Source organism: Shewanella sp. 125m-7 (assembly GCF_052977045.1).
Genome location: NZ_JBRILQ010000043.1, coordinates 24672 through 40140, shown reverse-complemented (window position 1 = coordinate 40140; position 15469 = coordinate 24672). Strand labels below are relative to the sequence as shown.

Below are 15469 nucleotides of genomic sequence, written 5' to 3'. Positions count from 1 at the left end.
AAAGCCGAGCGGCCTGCGGCCTTACGCTTGACGGAACGTTCGCTGGCTCACTTACGGAACGCTTCGCTTACGGAAAAACTAAAAGCAGCTTCGTGGTTCTAGGTGGAAGCCATTGCTGTTTGTTGTAGGTTGGCCTTTAGCCCATCAAAGCTTATGTAATATTTCAAAACTGACGGCATAAATGCCGACCTACATTAAATGAAGATCCTAGATTTTAGGTGCTAGGTACAAGCGAAGACGGGCAGGCTAAGGGAAAGTAACGTATTACTAGGCCTCTGTAGAAGCCTAGTGCAGCAGACAAATGCGTAGCGCGACGAATAGGCCTTACAGCTCGGCGCGATAGATGAACAGCGCGGTATCCATCACCATTTCAGACACTGGGGTCTCATTAAAGTTTCCAGTTGCTTGATCGACAATCAAATGTTTTCGGTCGCCGACTTTATCGAGTATTTTAACGCTGTAACAGTTTTTAGAAGTACGTAGATCGCAGCCTTTGGTCATCAGGTCTGTCGTAAAGTAAGTTGCGTAAACAGCGATTTCGTTTACCTTACCATCTTTGGTGTGCAGCACTTTAATCTCGGCCACTCCATCGATGGTCTCATCAGTCATCAAACGGTTAACCGCGCGTTGGTACTCCTGTTTATAGGTCGCCGCATCTTTACTCACAAACAGGTAAGACTCAAAACCAAACTCTTCGAGTTTATTGCCAAGATCGGTGGCAAAAGTTTCACTCACCTCAAACAGAAAACCATTTGCGGCAGGGCTATCCTCATACGTCGTATTGAGTCCGTTACCGGCGACAATCAATAATTTTTTACCCTCAACCGTATTGGTCTGCGGACTGGCACAACCAGCCAGAATAACGATGAATGATATTAATAATAAGTTGCGTAACATATTGGTACTCTTAATAGGGTAGGTTGGGATTTTTTAACAATATAGTTGCGCGATTATAAATCTTAACTAGTGGGTAAATCTAGCGATTAACTCGATAAACACATTGAAAATCATAAGTCTATGTTGACGAGGCTGCTTAATGTTTGAATAAAAAAGGCAACAGTTAAGCTAACTGTTGCCTTTATTACATCATCTATAAATCAAAGTGATTTACGCTGAGAAACTATGCCTTAAACACGCTGATTTTAGTATTAATCTCATTGGCAATGGCCGCTAAGCTTTCTGCCGAGTCAACACTCTCTCCAGCACGCTGCTCACCGTCTCTGGCAAGCTCGGTGATTTGGTGCAGATTGCGGGTGATCTCTTCGGCAACCGCACTTTGCTGCTCGGTAGCACTAGCAATACTGGTTGATGTTGTGGCGAGTTCGGCGATACTGGTGTTGATCTCAATGAGCTGGGTAATCGCTTCATTACCTTGTGCGGCTGAGACGTCACCGAGTTCATTGCTTTGATTCATCTGCTCTGCAGTCCGCTTCACTTGAGACTGTAGCTGAGTAATGGTTTGTGAGATCTCGGCAATAGACGTTTGGGTGCGCTGGGCCAATGTGCGTACCTCATCGGCGACCACAGCAAAGCCGCGGCCTTGCTCGCCAGCTCTTGCCGCTTCAATGGCAGCGTTAAGTGCCAGCAAGTTAGTTTGCTCAGCAATGCTGTTAATCACTTCAGTGACCTTGCTAATGGCTTGACTCTCTTTATTAACGATTTCCACGCTACTATGACTATCGGATAGCTGACGGCTTAAGCTTTGTAGACCGTTGACGAGATCGTTCAAATTACTCTGGCCGCCTTTTGCTGCATCGTCGACCCGTTGACTCATGGTCGCGCCTTCACTGGCATGGTTTGCAACATCACGCACCGAGGCTGACATCTCTTCGATGGCTGTGGCAATTTGGTCCGTTTGCGCCATTAAAGATTGGGCCTCTTCACCGTTTAAACGGGCGGTCTCTTGGGTATGGCTCGCGTGTGTTTGCAGTGCGGTAACAGATTGCTGCAGCGCTAATATCAGCTCTCTAAGATTCGTCGCCATCTTGGCGGTACTGTTAGTGATTAAATCGACCTCATTTTTGCTGTTAGCCTCGCTAGCTACAATGTGTTGAGACAGATCGCCAGCACCTAGTTTTTCAAGCTGATCTTGCAAGGTTCCAAGCGGTTTGAGTGTTCGAACCAGCACTAGAGACAAGAGGAAAGTAATCACTATCATACCGATAACCGATACAGCCATATTGATGTTGAGTAGCGTTACACTTTCTTCATTTAACTCAGCTGCATCAACTTGACCGATTAACGCCCAGTTCCAGCCAGGGATATCGATAGTATAGGCATAGGCCGTTTGTCCCTGATTATTGGTGTATTGCCATGATCCTTGGTGAGTCATAGCTTGCTCTAGGCTGATGCCGTCAAGGGTGTCTGCAGTGACTTTGCTACCAGCAGGGTGCTTAGGATGAGCAACAATAGTGTGGTCTAATTTACGCACCAACAAATAGTGGCCAGATTCTTCTAACTGGAGTTTATTAATCGCGCCGCGTAATTGCGCTAAGGAACCACTGATATCGAAGCCTATGTATAAAATACCAATCACTTCACCGTTGCTATTTTTAATTGGACGGTAGATGGTCATGTAATCTTTACCAAACAGCTGAGCATAACCTTCGTAGTCATTACCCTTTAGCATAGCGTTATAGGCTGGATGTTCTTTATTAAGATAGGTGGCTAATGCACGTTTGCCATCGGCCTTTTTCAACGAGGTGGAGATGCGAATAAAGTCATCTCCATCGCGAACAAATACGGTGGCATTGCCGCCCGTTAAGTTAGAGTAACGGTCGACTTTACTCTTAGAGGCGTTGATCTGTTCTCTTTCATGTCTGAGCGCTGGAGTCTCAACACCCATGACTCTAACCGTTTTATTCGGCTTAAAGAAGTTACCAGGATACATGGCGCGAAACACGTCGGCATTACGTTCGGCGAGTGATAATAGGCTCTCGTATTGCAGCTCAATTAAATCGGCAGTGCCTTTCGTTTGGGCCTGCATCGCGCTGACCCCTTTGTCTTTTAACACATCAGAAGCGGTTAGATAGGAGACGCAGCCTAGAAAGCCAAAAATGAGCACGGTAAGTAATAAAGCAAGCACGCCAATTTGCTTAGCAATTGGCCAGTTTTTATAGTTCATACTGTTTTTATTTTGCTGATAGTTAATCTAATTTAATTGATTTCTATTAAAAAAGAATTGATGCAGGTCTATAAGTTAACCATTGATAACAAATTGGCTAAAGATATCTTTACAGTAAGCAGGATGTGAAATAACGGCGATCGCTAGCTAAGCGTTAAGCTAACGACGATAATGTCTATTGATCGCATAATAATGATTAAATAATAAGGAGAGAAATATGTTGGGTGAAAACCACTTGCTGACCCACGAGTTTCCAGAATACTTGTCAGCGATTATTGAACTTAAGAGCCGTAATAACGCGTTTTGCGTATTAGCGAAACGATACCACCAACTCGATCATCAAATTCGTGGCTTGGAAGAAAATGAAGTGCCGACCAGTGATGCGCACTTTATGGAATTAAAGGCGGAGCGGGTGGCACTTAAGGATCAAATTTATCAGATGCTAGTGGCACATTCGAAATTAGCCGATTAAGGTGTACGTTTTTATGAGGATCGGTAGAGCCTCTTCAGGCTATTTCTCGTAACGCTGCTAAATAGCCCAAGAATAAACTAAGTACGGCATTTTGCCCCTATACAAACAATAGTAAAGGGGCCAGCGTAATGGCCACCTTACCCAAAGCTTATAGGCTCACTTTTTCGCGTGTTAGCGGCACATCTGAGCTTATTTGAGACGCTTTCTTAGGTCGCATGATTAAATGGTACATGGTTGGTACCCAAACCAGTGATAGTAAGGTCGTCAGTAATGTCCCCCCTGCAATTGCAATCGCAAAAGGCGGCCAAAAACCACCGCCAGCAATAATCAGCGGCAAAAAACCGCCAATGGTTGTAATGGTGGTAGAGCCAATATGGCGGCCGCAACTTGTCACTAAATCTACAATCAAATGAGTGTCGCCATTTCGCGTGGCAGGCACCTCTTCAAGCTCTGCCAAAATGACAATCGCGGCATTAATTGCCAGTCCCATCAAGCCGAGTAAGCCGATAATCACCGTAAAGCCAAATGGGTAGCCAAATGTATAAACGGCGAGTAGGCCTAAGCCTGCACTCTGAATCGCACTGAATAAAATGATCCCGGTAAGTCTAAATGAGTTAAACGATAACACTACAGTCGCCAGCAGTAGGGTAACGACCAGCACTAGGTTAGACATTAAATTACCCACCGCCTCGTTACGTTTAGCACTTTCGCCACCGAGCTCAATACGGTACCCGCTGGGTAGTGTGATAGCAGATAGCTTATCGCTGACACTATCAACCACGGTTTGCGGTAGTACACCTGAGGTTATATAGGCTTCAATGACGTTGACTCGCTGACCATCACGCCTTGGAATCGCGCCGCGACTGACCTCTATTTGACTGCTAGAAATGGCCGAGAGTGGAATGCCGTTACCTTGATTAGACACCAGTGTGATAGCCGACAGTGTTGTTTGTCCCTCGCGGGTGCTGTCGCTTAATCTCACCCGAACCGGTAGAGATTCGGTTTGCTCTAAAATACTACCGCCATTAATGCCTGTGGTGGCCATCTCTATCTGCTTAGCAATATCAGTTAATGATAAGCCACTGATTAAGCTGGCATCCTCATTAATCTGTAACCACACCTTTGGCGCGCCAGCACTGAGGGTCGCGCGGGTATGGATAACATCTTGGGTATCAGATAACGTTTTGCGCACTTGTTCGCCAAGTAGTTTGAGTTGGTCAAGGTTGGGGCCAAAAATCCGGACTTCGACAGGCGCATTAAAGGGGGGGCCTTGTTCAAGCTTACGCACAATAATCTGTGCTTGTGGGTAAGCTTTATCTAATGATTTCTGTAACTGAGGAATAAGCTGATTTGCAGTGGCAAAATCCTGGACTTTAACCATAGCCTGAGCGTAATTACTGGCGCCTTGTTGGCGTTGTAGTAAGTTGTAATAGAAAGAGGGAGCATTGCCGCCTATCACCCAATCAATGCGAGTTACACCATTGGTTTGACGTAAATTGGCATCGATTTTTGCCACTTGCGCTTGGGTGTTGCTGATACTGGCTTGCGGAGCGAGATAGACTTCAATTTGGAACATATCTCTGTCAGATGGCGGAAAAAACTGCTCGGTCATCTTGCCTGCGGCAATAAAGCCCATCACGGGTAATACGCCGATGACCACAGCTGCTAGCAAAGGGCGTGATAACGCAAGCGTCAATGTTTGCCTAAAGGCATTACTCATAAAGGGTAAGTTAATACCGTGGTGATACCAGTGCGTGCCTTTGCCATCAGCGCCAAAGCGGCCGGCAAGGCCTGCAATAATCGTATGCGAGATAATAAAAGAGCCGAGTAAGGCAAACATGACCGAGATAGCAATGCCGCCAACAAACTCACCGGCAGCACCAGGCATTAACACAATTGGCGCAAAGGCGAGCATAGTGGTAATGGTTGAGCCTGCAAGCGGTAACCAAAGATGCTGCAAGGTCTCTTTTACTGCATTGAGTCTATCCATGCCTTTTTGACGGCGCTGAGAGATGGCATCAACAATCACAATGGCGTTATCAACCATAATACCCAGAGCAACCACTAATCCTGTGACCGACATTTGGTGAATAGGCAGACCAATATATTTCATGCAGGCTAAGGTAAATAGCGCAGTCAGTGGTAAAGACAGCGAGACGATCACCGCGTTTCGTAGCCCAAGTGTCAGCATCAACACCACTAAGATAATCACAAAGCCTAATAATAAGCTGCCCACTAAATCGCTTAGTCTATCTGTGGTGTAACCTTCTTGGTCAAATAGCCACTCAATCTCGATATTGGCAGGAATACTGCTTTGTAACTCATTAACTGACAGCCTAACTTGTTCAAGCCATAGGTCGACACGGGTGTTACTGAGCATTCTGGCGGCGACCATTACCCCTTGTTGTTGCTCTATTAGCGCAATGCTGGTGGCCGGCTCTTTGGGTTGTCGGCTAATGTGAGCAATATCGGCTAAACGGATTATCTGGCCATTATCGGTAACTTTTAACGGGACTTGGCCGATGCGTGCAATCGAGTCAAGTTCACCGGAGACTTCGATGAGCGCACGAAAGTTGTCGTTATTGATCTCTCCTGCAGATACCTTGGCATCGGCATTTTGTAAGATCTGGGCAATAGACTGCGCCGATAATGCGATTTGGTTAACCTTGTGACCATCGAGCTGAACCAAGATCTCTTCGATAGGTTGACCGTAGAGATTAACAAAGTCGGTACCGTTGAGCAGCCGTAGTCGGCTTTGTAGTTCTTTTGCGTAGCGGTTAAGCATATCGGTACGCACTTCACCCCCACCGCGCCAAACGATACCGAGTATAGCGGTATTAGCGTAACCGAGTTGGTCATCTAAGGTGGTGTTTTGCGCTGTAACGGGCAGCTGGCCTTTAGCATCGGCGATTAAATCGCGGGCTCTGGACCACACTGGTGCGGTTTCAATCACACTGTCTTTTAGCTCCAGCTGGATAACAGAGATGCCAGGGCGCGAAGTTGACTGTACCAGTTTTAACTCTTCGAGCCGTCTTAGCTCGCTTTCAAGTTCTTCGGTGACAAGCGCTTCAACACGCTCGGCAGAGGCCCCGGGATAATGAGTGATCACCGAGGCAAAACGATTGGTGATTTCAGGATCTTCCATACGCGGAAGGCTTGATATAGCGCCAAATCCGGCAACGATAAGCAGGGCGATGACTAAACTAATCAGGCGACCATTTTCAACTAATGACTTGACCATCTGTTTTACCTCGTCGCCAGTTGAGCTTGTGCAGTAACGAGCTGACCCGCGACCAATTTATGCAGCCCTTGAGAGACATATTGCTCATTGGGCATAATTGCCCCCTTGATAAAGGCTTTATCTTTGGTGGTATAGATGATCTCGACGTCTCGGCGTTCGATGCTAAACAGTGGCTCATCTGCCTGAGTAAGCACGTAAATATTCCACAAACCACGCACGCCATCGGTCAATGCACTAATCGGCACCCAATAACCTTGATTGGCAATAGTTTTTTGGTAATTAAAGTAGCTAAGTTCACCGTTAATAACGTTAGCATCGGTGGGGAGGGTTAACCTTAATTCAACAGTGCGAGTCACAGGATTAAGTTCGGCGCCAATACCAGCTATCTGAGCGTGATAATGTTGCTGCCTAACACGTAGATCTACATTTTGGCCGCTGACTAAGTGATTGGCTATCAGAACAGGTACCCCGACATGAGCCTGGATATTATTCTGCTCTATGATGGTGTAAATAGGGCTACCGACACTCACGACTTCGCCTAAGTTGTGGTTACGCTTGCTGATCACACCAGTAAAGGGCGCCAGCAAATCTGATTTTTCTATTTTTAATTGATTAGCAAGTTGTGACGCGGTTAAGCGGTTTTTGGCTGCCTGTAAACTACTGAGTTGCCCTTTGAGTTCATCTAATTGTTGCTCCGATACATAACCTTGTTTTTGTAGTTCTAGGCTTCTATTTAAGGTTGCCTTGGCTAAATCTAAGTCGGCTTTATTTTGTGCAAGACTTGCATCTAGCTCATTCTTCTCAGCCATTAACAGGCGAATATCCAGCTTTGCGAGTAACTGGCCTTGTTTAACTCTGTCGCCACTATCCACTGCTAAGGTATTAATTTTACCAGCAAGCTCAAAGCCTATTTCTGTGGTATTTCCCGCTCTAATCGTGCCAGAAAACTCTTGAACAAATTGATATCCATCGCTGAGAATTAACGGCTCGGCATTAACAGACTGATAACTCGGTGTCGACGTTTGTTCGACTTCGGAGTCTTGGCATGCTGGCAATAGAGTGACTGCAACTAAGCTAAGCAGCAGCTTACGACGAGTTATAACTCTTTTGATATTCATTACTTTCAGCCTATATTGGTAACGCAATTTAGAACGTTAGGTTAAATATTGGTTAAACTAGACTGCCTAGTCTAGTGTTTCGAAACTAGACTGTCTAGTCTATTTTGGTGTTAAATGGACTGAACAGTCTAACTTGTGCTTAAATAGCACTATTGATTTACCAGCACGGCCAAACTCAGGAGTGAAGCCCTCTATGAATGCACCAGTATTGAGACGAAGCGAACAAAAGCGTGAGCAGATCTTACAAGCCGCAAAGGATCTATTTTGTGAGCAGGGCTTTTCTCATACCAGCATGGATGAAGTGGCTAAGTTAGCGGGCGTGTCAAAGCAAACTGTCTATTCACATTTTGGCTGTAAAGACGATCTCTTCGTCGCATCGATTGAGTCCAAGTGTTTAGTGCATGGTGTGAACCAAGAGCTTTTATCAGATCCATCGACTCCAGAAGCCAGTTTATCTTTGTTTGCCAAACATTTTGGTGAGGTGATCACCAGCCCTGAGGCGGTCACCGTTTTTAAGGCGTGTGTGGCACAAGCCGACTCGCACCCGGAGCTTTCAGAGCTGTTTTATAGCGCCGGACCACAGCATATCTTAGGCTTATTGCAGGGTTACTTAACCAGTGTGTCAGAGCTTGGTGTATATGAGTTTAATCATCCTCAACATTGCGCCGTACGTCTTTGCTTGATGATTTTCGGTGAAGTACGTATGAGGCTTGATCTAGGGCTCGATGTCAGCGAGCTACTGCCTGAGCGAGAACAATACATAAGTGAAACCGTAGAGATGTTTTTACGGGCATATAAAGTGCGTTAATGAAAACAAGCAACAAAGGAGCCATTGGCTCCTTTGTTGCTTTGTGCGTTGCACTTAGTACTGATAAAAACTATTTTATAGAATACAAGGTGATCCCAGCTCTTAGGTTGGACGTACAAACCTACATTTATATTTGCGTCATTTATTTCATCAGATTGTGATGATTGTTTTAGCTAATGGAGTTAGCAACATGAAAAAGTCTTTGGCTTTGAGTGCGATGGCCTTATCAAGCTTGATCCCCGTTTCACAGGGTTTTGCTAATGCGAAGCCACAATCCTCTTCATATCGACCTAGCCCTTTTAGCCTTAGTGTATCGCGGAGCACTACCAGTACTGCCGATGTTGGAGATGCAGGCAACGAGTTGCAGCGCGACCAGTGGATGTTTGATTTCAAGGGCCGTAGGGCGTTAAACAGCCAGTGGTCGATAGGTGCGGGTATTGGTTATGATTATTTAGATTATGATTGGCGCTCGGCAAGTCTAAAAGATAGCACTCAAACTTGGGATAAGATTGAACGTTATAAAGCGAGTTTATCTCTCTCTTATCGTCCCAATAAAAACTGGATGTTCATGCTTGCGCCCAAGCTGCAATATGCATATGCCGACAGTGCATCATCGAGTAATGCACAAAGTTATGGCGCCGTGTTATCCGGTATGTATCGTTTTGACTCAGGCAATTTACTCGGTTTCGGAGTGGCCTATTTAAATGATATCGATGAGGTGCGAACCGTACCTTTTATTGCGGTTAACTGGCAGATCACTGAAAACTTGAAACTTGGAAATCCGTTTTCTGCTGGCTTTAGTGGTCCAGCGGGTTTAGAGCTGAGTTATCAGTTGAGTTCTGATTGGAACCTTGGTTTTGGCACATCAAAACGGACGAATCGTTTCTTAATTGCCGATGACAAAAACACCGCAGAAATTGACGAGTGGGTAAGCTTTGCCAGAGTCGGCTGGGATATTTCGCGCTCTGTAAGCGTGAATGCTTACGCGGGCTATTTCTTTAATGGTGAGTTAGAGCTCAATCCGCAAAACAGTGTTGAGGATATTGACAACCAAGGCGCTGCCGCCCTGGATGTCACATTTAAATTTTAGCTTGGTGAGCTAGAATAACTTACTCGCCCAACATAGCGTCTTTTAAGCTATCTTGGGCAGGCTCTTTACCCAACCAAATCTTTAGCAGTGCTTGGCGAAAGTCTTCACCAGCAATAGTCGCTTGAGCTTGACCATTTTTATAGGCAGTCACACCGGTCGCTTTATCGGCTAGCAAGGTAAATTGGTCACCGGCAACAATTTCAGCGCTAAACAGCCCCATGAATTGTGCGATTTTATCTGAAATTGCAGCGGTATTGTCATCGGTCGCATCAGCAAAACCTTGGTTAATCGCATCTTTCATCTTATCAGCAGTGATCATGCCTGAAGTGATATTTAATCTCACCGCAGCGCTTGGTGCATCGAGTACCGCTTGAGTTGAATCAAGTTCTTGCGGCACATAAAGGCTGCCAACATACAAGTCGATAAAGAACTTACTGCGCACGCCAGCGCCATTAAGCACCAGTGTTTGGCTGCCCAAATTGATAGCGTCATCTAATTGTACGCCAGCAACTTCTTTAGCTTGCAGTGACGATGAAACCAACACGCTTGTTGCTAGCACACTGGTTGCTAATAGTAGAGTAGAAAGGGACTTCATAATAACCTCAGAATGATAGATAACGCGGCAATTAACCGCGAGAACCTAACTGGAATTGACCACTTTGATGGAATAATGCTGTTTGTTTTTGTTTTGGTGAAATAAGCAGTGGACCATCATCAAAGAACAGGAAAGCCTTCCAATTACGTACAAACACATCCCAGCGAGTTTCAATGACTTGGTACTTGTCGTAACAGAAATAAACAGCTGCATCGTCCGCCCAGCCGAAATGCTCGCTAAAGCCTTCAGGCAGTTCAGCCACTTCACTGTCCCACGCACTTTGCCAGTGTTCGGTTAATACCCAAGCACTGTCTTTAGCAGCCCAGTCACCTTTAGTGAACTGCTCTGTACGGCTACTTTTATTGCTAATCCATTTATTCCAAACTTCCATTGACGATTTTTGATCCAGCGGCAAGATAAGCGCCTTGTCTTCATCGGTAACAGGAAGGTCTTTATGATTAAAAATCCATTTACGTTTGTATTGTTCAAATGGAATATAAGTATGTGCCAAGCGATGTTCTCCAGAGAGTATGAATAGTAGGGGGCGGTAAAAGCTTGAGCGGTATTATACGTATCTGCTGTGTTTTTGGGAAATAAAAGCCAACGGCTAGTGTAACGGATTTAGTAATCAACAATCACGATTAATAAATCGTCAGTAGAGGGCAGTGAGTTAAGCTGGTTTTTATCGAACTATTCTCCTTACAGGCCCTTGTTTATTATAAAGAGCTCCCAAAACTCAGGTAAGGGAAGGTGAGGGTAGCTTCTGTTGGCGTATCACTAAACGGGCAGGCTTGGGGAGTGCTATTGCTCAGTCAAGATTAAGGAACAAAACGTCACTCTTGATGACCATGATCTAAGCCTAACCATTGCCAGTTGGAGCATCCCCTCGTGTAATGTATGGCGGTAACTGTCTATTTGGCGATGCAAACTACCTGTAAACCGATAGGTCATAGCCATTTGTCGCTAGACAGAGATATAAGCAAGAGTCAGTATTACTGCCAGCACCAATGCCCATCTTGATATTGAACAGGTGAGGGCAGAGCTTGGCATTACCACGGCTCAGTTGCTTGGCACTGATGTTCAAGAGTCGAAAGTGGATAAGTTAGTGAAGGAGATTAAACAGCTCTCAGTGGGGGAGAGAAGAGAGCTATTTGATAAGTTCGAACATCTTTAGATTAATTTGTTATTATGTCTGTGTTCGATTTGCTTTTTATAGCAGATAAAGGTGTTAAAGGTGCATTCCTTGAGGTGTATTCCCATTCAATTCTTAGTATTTTTAAGCGCTTATCCAACTCACCATCGTTAATATTTGATTTTGTAGTATCAAGTTTTTCAAGTTGTCGTCTCAATTTACCGTAGCAACTAGCAGCAGAACGATGTTGTTCAGCTTTTTCTGCAAATCTAGCAAAAGATACAACTCCAGATAATGTAGCTGATACGATGCTCATCGTAACTAGGAACAATTTTAATAACCCTCCAGCTTCCATGAACAGCATAGCAGTCACAACAGTTGAGCTTAAAATCAAAGCATAGCCTGTTCTATTTGCTCTGTTATATAATTTTTCTGAACAAGTGTAGTGACCAGTTTGAGCATCATGAAGTCTTGTTAGCCAATTGTTTATTAGAGCATGAATATCAGCTCTGTTATTGCTCGATATAGCTTCTAACTCAGTTACACTATCTTGCTTCATTTCTTGTAATACCTTGTTAAATTGAGATGAAAAGCCTCAAAGAGGCTTTTTGAAAAGTTAAATTGGATCGTAGTTGTATGTATTTTTAACATTTCGATGTAAATATGAACCTTTGGAATCTGAGCTCATTAATTCTTCATACACGTAAGCTGGTACTTCAAAATATTGATAAAGGCCACTATTAAACTCAACTTCAAGTGTGGATGTACCTTCATCATATCCGACTGAAACGACGTTACTTGAATCTACAGGTGTTCTTTCCATTAGCTATTTACCTTCTATTTGTTGTTGATTATTACTGCTGGTTTAGTGTTTTGTAAACGCCAGCAGTTAACGAGCTCTTTAAAATTTGATGGCTGAGAGTCCTTAGACCAACTATCTGCTATTTTGGGGTCTTTACTATCAGGGAATTGACCCTCTTGAGGTATTCTAAACTTGAATCTCATTGGTAATTTTGCCGCCTCACCAGTAACGATAGCTTCACCTGTTCTTAATATTGGCAAAGCATCAATAATTCCAGACAGACCGTCAGCCATAGCGGATTTAACTCGTGCCCTATCAGTCGCATTATTTATTCTTAATGAAAAAAGAGTTCCGCATTGAGATAAAATCGTTTCATCGATTTCAGAAGGTCTCTGGCTAACAATCATCGAACCAACACCAAATTTACGACCTTCTTTAGCTATTCTACGAGTCATTACCTTTGCTAATCCACTGTTTTCACTGGATAAGTATCGGTGTGCTTCTTCCATTACTAGTAATAAAGGTTTTTGATTCATCCCTTCACTTAGATTACGCCCCCAAATAGCCGATTCAAATAGTACTTCAATGACTGAGCCAAGCAGTAACTCTAGGCGGGAAGATGGCATTCCAGATAAGTCGAGGATGGAAATTGGTTTACCATTACTTAACCAAGTACTAATAAGTTCAGGTAAGTCTTTTTTCATTTCGTTATTTAGATCCGGAGTCCAATCACCGGGCTTTAATAAAAATGAGTATTGGCTATCCAGTAGTATTGTTCGCATTTGCTCTAATTGCTTCCGCCACAGTTGTTTGCTACCACTGAATGGAGGTTTGTTTGACTGTCCTGGAGGGATAAATACAGGTGGATTAAGGTCTTCAGCGCAGCCAATATTTACATAAGAAGGATTTGTTTTCTCTTTTTCTTGATAGTTAACATTGTCATAATGAACTAAGTCATACCAGATTTTCTTTAGTCTAAATGGCAGAGGAGTCATTGCCGTTACGTTCACTGGTTCAATATTAAGTTCAGTGTGTTTTACGGCATAAGCTCTCTTTTCTTCGAGAACTAATTCCATAAATTTATTGCTCAAACTTTCATTTTGGCCACAAAGAAAGTTACATAAACTATAGGGGGAAACACACCAATAAGGTATATAGAAGTTTTTTTCTTCTTTAGTTGGTGTAATAGAAAAAACAGTCGCAATATCATTCAGTGCAGAAGCATATTCACCATGTATGTCGAATAATACTATTCTTGCTGAAGGCATTACGACATTACTTCCATGGGAAGTAATAATTGCTCTTATAAGACTTGCTACGCTAGTAGACTTTCCTGATCCTGTTGAGCCAAGCACCGCAGAATGTCTGCTTACCAAACTATCTAAGTCAACACTAACATTGATGCTGTCTGAACTAGAAAGTTTACCTATGACTACTTGTCCATTAGTTTTTTCACCATAAATCTTTTTAAGATCATCTTCAGTAACTAAATGAACTTCTTCAGATATTGATGGGAATTGGCTTATACCTCTCTCGAAGTCATATCCAATGGATTCACCTACTAACTCTACTTTGATTATTCTTTTTTCATCAAATTCTTTACTATCATCCTCAGTAGAGGATGCTGCACTTGTTTCGGATATCACACCAAACAAATTGTTATATCCTTGTGGGATGCGTATAAAACTACCTACTTGCCCAATGCGGTGTGTTTTACCTTCAATTATGAGTAAACCAGATCTAACTTGAGGAGTTAACTCAACGTTTACAGACGAACCAGAAACAGAAGTTATTTTGCCTAGATATGTTGGGTTGTTACTCACTTTTATCCTCCTCACTTTCGAGAGGGTTGATCTTTGCTGTAGTTTTACCTCCTCCAGAATTAGCTAAGAACTTGGAAAATTGGACAAAATCTCCCAAATTAAATTGATTCTCTTGCCAGTATTCCTGCCTAATTACACTCCAGTTTCTACTTGGTTCATCGCCAATTTTCCATTTTGCACTAACTCCATTGATTACAGCACCATCACGACAGTAAACACTAATATTCGGTCTACGTAGGGCTGCTGTTGCAGCGTTAATTTCTTTATCTAATGTATTAAATTGAAAGGCGAATATAGCTGCTGACTTGTTTTCTGATAAACATTCATCCAATTTGGCTGTAATATGTGCATCAGCAAAGGAGAATCCTGTAGTAAGTAATAAGCTGTCAGGTTCGAGAAGAAAGCACTTTAACCTATCAAATAAAGACGAAAATGGAGCAGATTGAGTTTGGTCATATTTTATATGAGAGGGATAAACCATATTGCCTTCATCTAAACCATCCCCACGTACTATTTCGTTCTTTTCATTTTTAGACCAATTGATCGATCCATGTAATTTCCATAGTCGAATCCATCTTGGAGGCATGTCATTACTTGAAATACTTGAAGGGTCAAAAAAGGCGGCTTTAGATCCTGAAAAACCATCAAAATATGGAGTTTTAGCTTTCTCCATTGCTTCTTCTAGCAGTAGGTCATAATTGGTTGTAAAAATTTCTACGGCATAATCTCGATTAATTCCATTGATCCAAGAAATTAGATGAGAGTACGGATTTTCGCCATCAGGTAATGATTGATCTACCACTTCTTTTATTTTTTTACAGATGGTTTCAGAAAGAGACGTATAACCCTCAGAGTTTAAACCGTGAATTTCTGCTTCACCAATTACTTCAGCAAGTGATCTTATACGAGAAAGTATAAGTTCAATATTGTTGTTGTCCATAGACGTACTTATAGCATTGAAAGCAGTGATATCCATCCCCGACAGGCTACTTCTAACTATTTCAGACAGTCCTGTTATATCAGGAATTAAAGGCTTCCATTCGCCATCAATGCCGACATTAATACTTACAGGGGCACCAGCACCCAACAATATTCCAATTTTCTTTTTACTATGTGTCAGGATATGTTGAAAATCATACATATACTGATCAGGGTTGTGCACTGTCGTTGTCATGTGGTGCCTTATTGATGATTTAAATTCATGTTATTCAGTGGTTCGCCTGTTACTCTCAATCGTGTAACAGGTGATATTTCCGAAAACTTC

The 15469-nt window shown here is 43.2% G+C and carries 13 protein-coding genes; 3 read left to right on the top strand and 10 right to left on the bottom strand.

Annotated features, from left to right (window positions below; all coding sequences use genetic code 11):
- Positions 1–324 precede the first annotated feature (324 nt).
- Entirely contained in the window at positions 325–897 is a 573-nt protein-coding gene (locus ACVBIL_RS17095; protein ID WP_447168156.1) for a hypothetical protein, read from the bottom strand.
- Positions 898–1120: 223 nt separating this feature from the next.
- The gene (locus ACVBIL_RS17090) at positions 1121–3124 is read right to left on the bottom strand and encodes a methyl-accepting chemotaxis protein (RefSeq protein WP_447168155.1); all 2004 of its coding nucleotides are present in this window, start codon (positions 3122–3124) and stop codon (positions 1121–1123) included.
- Positions 3125–3341: 217 nt separating this feature from the next.
- On the opposite strand from ACVBIL_RS17090, the gene ACVBIL_RS17085 reads away from it, so the two are divergent.
- Positions 3342–3596, top strand: coding sequence for a YdcH family protein (locus ACVBIL_RS17085; protein ID WP_447168154.1), 255 nt, complete (start codon positions 3342–3344; stop codon positions 3594–3596).
- A 148-nt stretch (positions 3597–3744) separates the two neighbouring features.
- On the opposite strand, the gene ACVBIL_RS17080 is transcribed toward ACVBIL_RS17085, so the two are convergent.
- On the bottom strand, positions 3745–6837 hold the full coding sequence (locus ACVBIL_RS17080) for an efflux RND transporter permease subunit (protein ID WP_447168153.1): 3093 nt from the start codon (positions 6835–6837) through the stop codon (positions 3745–3747).
- 5 nt (positions 6838–6842) lie between these two features.
- Entirely contained in the window at positions 6843–7955 is a 1113-nt protein-coding gene (locus ACVBIL_RS17075; RefSeq protein ID WP_447168152.1) for an efflux RND transporter periplasmic adaptor subunit, read from the bottom strand.
- 193 nt (positions 7956–8148) lie between these two features.
- On the opposite strand from ACVBIL_RS17075, the gene ACVBIL_RS17070 reads away from it, so the two are divergent.
- Both ACVBIL_RS17070 and ACVBIL_RS17065 read left to right on the top strand, forming a co-directional pair.
- Positions 8149–8763, top strand: coding sequence for a TetR/AcrR family transcriptional regulator (locus ACVBIL_RS17070; RefSeq protein ID WP_447168151.1), 615 nt, complete (start codon positions 8149–8151; stop codon positions 8761–8763).
- A 160-nt stretch (positions 8764–8923) separates the two neighbouring features.
- Entirely contained in the window at positions 8924–9853 is a 930-nt protein-coding gene (locus ACVBIL_RS17065) for a DUF6268 family outer membrane beta-barrel protein (protein WP_447168150.1), read from the top strand.
- A 19-nt stretch (positions 9854–9872) separates the two neighbouring features.
- On the opposite strand, the gene ACVBIL_RS17060 is transcribed toward ACVBIL_RS17065, so the two are convergent.
- The 6 genes from ACVBIL_RS17060 to ACVBIL_RS17035 form a co-directional block, all read right to left on the bottom strand.
- Positions 9873–10448 carry a chalcone isomerase family protein gene (locus tag ACVBIL_RS17060; protein ID WP_447168149.1) on the bottom strand — a complete coding sequence of 192 codons (576 nt, stop codon included), beginning with the start codon at positions 10446–10448 and terminating at the stop codon, positions 9873–9875.
- Between the two features lie 31 nt (positions 10449–10479).
- A complete protein-coding gene (locus tag ACVBIL_RS17055) occupies positions 10480–10959 on the bottom strand; it encodes a DUF2947 domain-containing protein (protein ID WP_447168148.1) in 480 nt (159 codons plus the stop codon).
- Between the two features lie 664 nt (positions 10960–11623).
- Positions 11624–12139 (bottom strand): SLATT domain-containing protein, encoded by a 516-nt coding sequence (locus ACVBIL_RS17050; protein ID WP_447168147.1) that lies wholly within the window; start codon positions 12137–12139, stop codon positions 11624–11626.
- A gap of 57 nt (positions 12140–12196) precedes the next feature.
- The gene (locus ACVBIL_RS17045) at positions 12197–12403 is read right to left on the bottom strand and encodes a KTSC domain-containing protein (RefSeq protein WP_447168146.1); all 207 of its coding nucleotides are present in this window, start codon (positions 12401–12403) and stop codon (positions 12197–12199) included.
- 14 nt (positions 12404–12417) lie between these two features.
- Positions 12418–14205 carry an ATP-binding protein gene (locus ACVBIL_RS17040; RefSeq protein WP_447168145.1) on the bottom strand — a complete coding sequence of 596 codons (1788 nt, stop codon included), beginning with the start codon at positions 14203–14205 and terminating at the stop codon, positions 12418–12420.
- Entirely contained in the window at positions 14198–15379 is a 1182-nt protein-coding gene (locus ACVBIL_RS17035) for an SIR2 family protein (protein ID WP_447168144.1), read from the bottom strand. Before ACVBIL_RS17035 ends, ACVBIL_RS17040 begins: the two co-directional genes overlap by 8 nt.
- Positions 15380–15469 lie beyond the last annotated feature (90 nt).

Bases quoted from the DNA above. Each gene is read 5' to 3' on its own strand.
- ACVBIL_RS17075 (WP_447168152.1), bottom strand. From the start codon at position 7,955: ATGAATATCAAAAGAGTTATAACTCGTCGTAAGCTGCTGCTTAGCTTA.
- ACVBIL_RS17095 (WP_447168156.1), bottom strand. From the start codon at position 897: ATGTTACGCAACTTATTATTAATATCATTCATCGTTATTCTGGCTGGT.
- ACVBIL_RS17065 (WP_447168150.1), top strand. From the start codon at position 8,924: ATGATTGTTTTAGCTAATGGAGTTAGCAACATGAAAAAGTCTTTGGCT.
- ACVBIL_RS17045 (WP_447168146.1), bottom strand. From the start codon at position 12,403: ATGGAAAGAACACCTGTAGATTCAAGTAACGTCGTTTCAGTCGGATAT.
- ACVBIL_RS17090 (WP_447168155.1), bottom strand. From the start codon at position 3,124: ATGAACTATAAAAACTGGCCAATTGCTAAGCAAATTGGCGTGCTTGCT.
- ACVBIL_RS17070 (WP_447168151.1), top strand. From the start codon at position 8,149: ATGAATGCACCAGTATTGAGACGAAGCGAACAAAAGCGTGAGCAGATC.
- ACVBIL_RS17080 (WP_447168153.1), bottom strand. From the start codon at position 6,837: ATGGTCAAGTCATTAGTTGAAAATGGTCGCCTGATTAGTTTAGTCATC.
- ACVBIL_RS17050 (WP_447168147.1), bottom strand. From the start codon at position 12,139: ATGAAGCAAGATAGTGTAACTGAGTTAGAAGCTATATCGAGCAATAAC.
- ACVBIL_RS17035 (WP_447168144.1), bottom strand. From the start codon at position 15,379: ATGACAACGACAGTGCACAACCCTGATCAGTATATGTATGATTTTCAA.
- ACVBIL_RS17060 (WP_447168149.1), bottom strand. From the start codon at position 10,448: ATGAAGTCCCTTTCTACTCTACTATTAGCAACCAGTGTGCTAGCAACA.
- ACVBIL_RS17085 (WP_447168154.1), top strand. From the start codon at position 3,342: ATGTTGGGTGAAAACCACTTGCTGACCCACGAGTTTCCAGAATACTTG.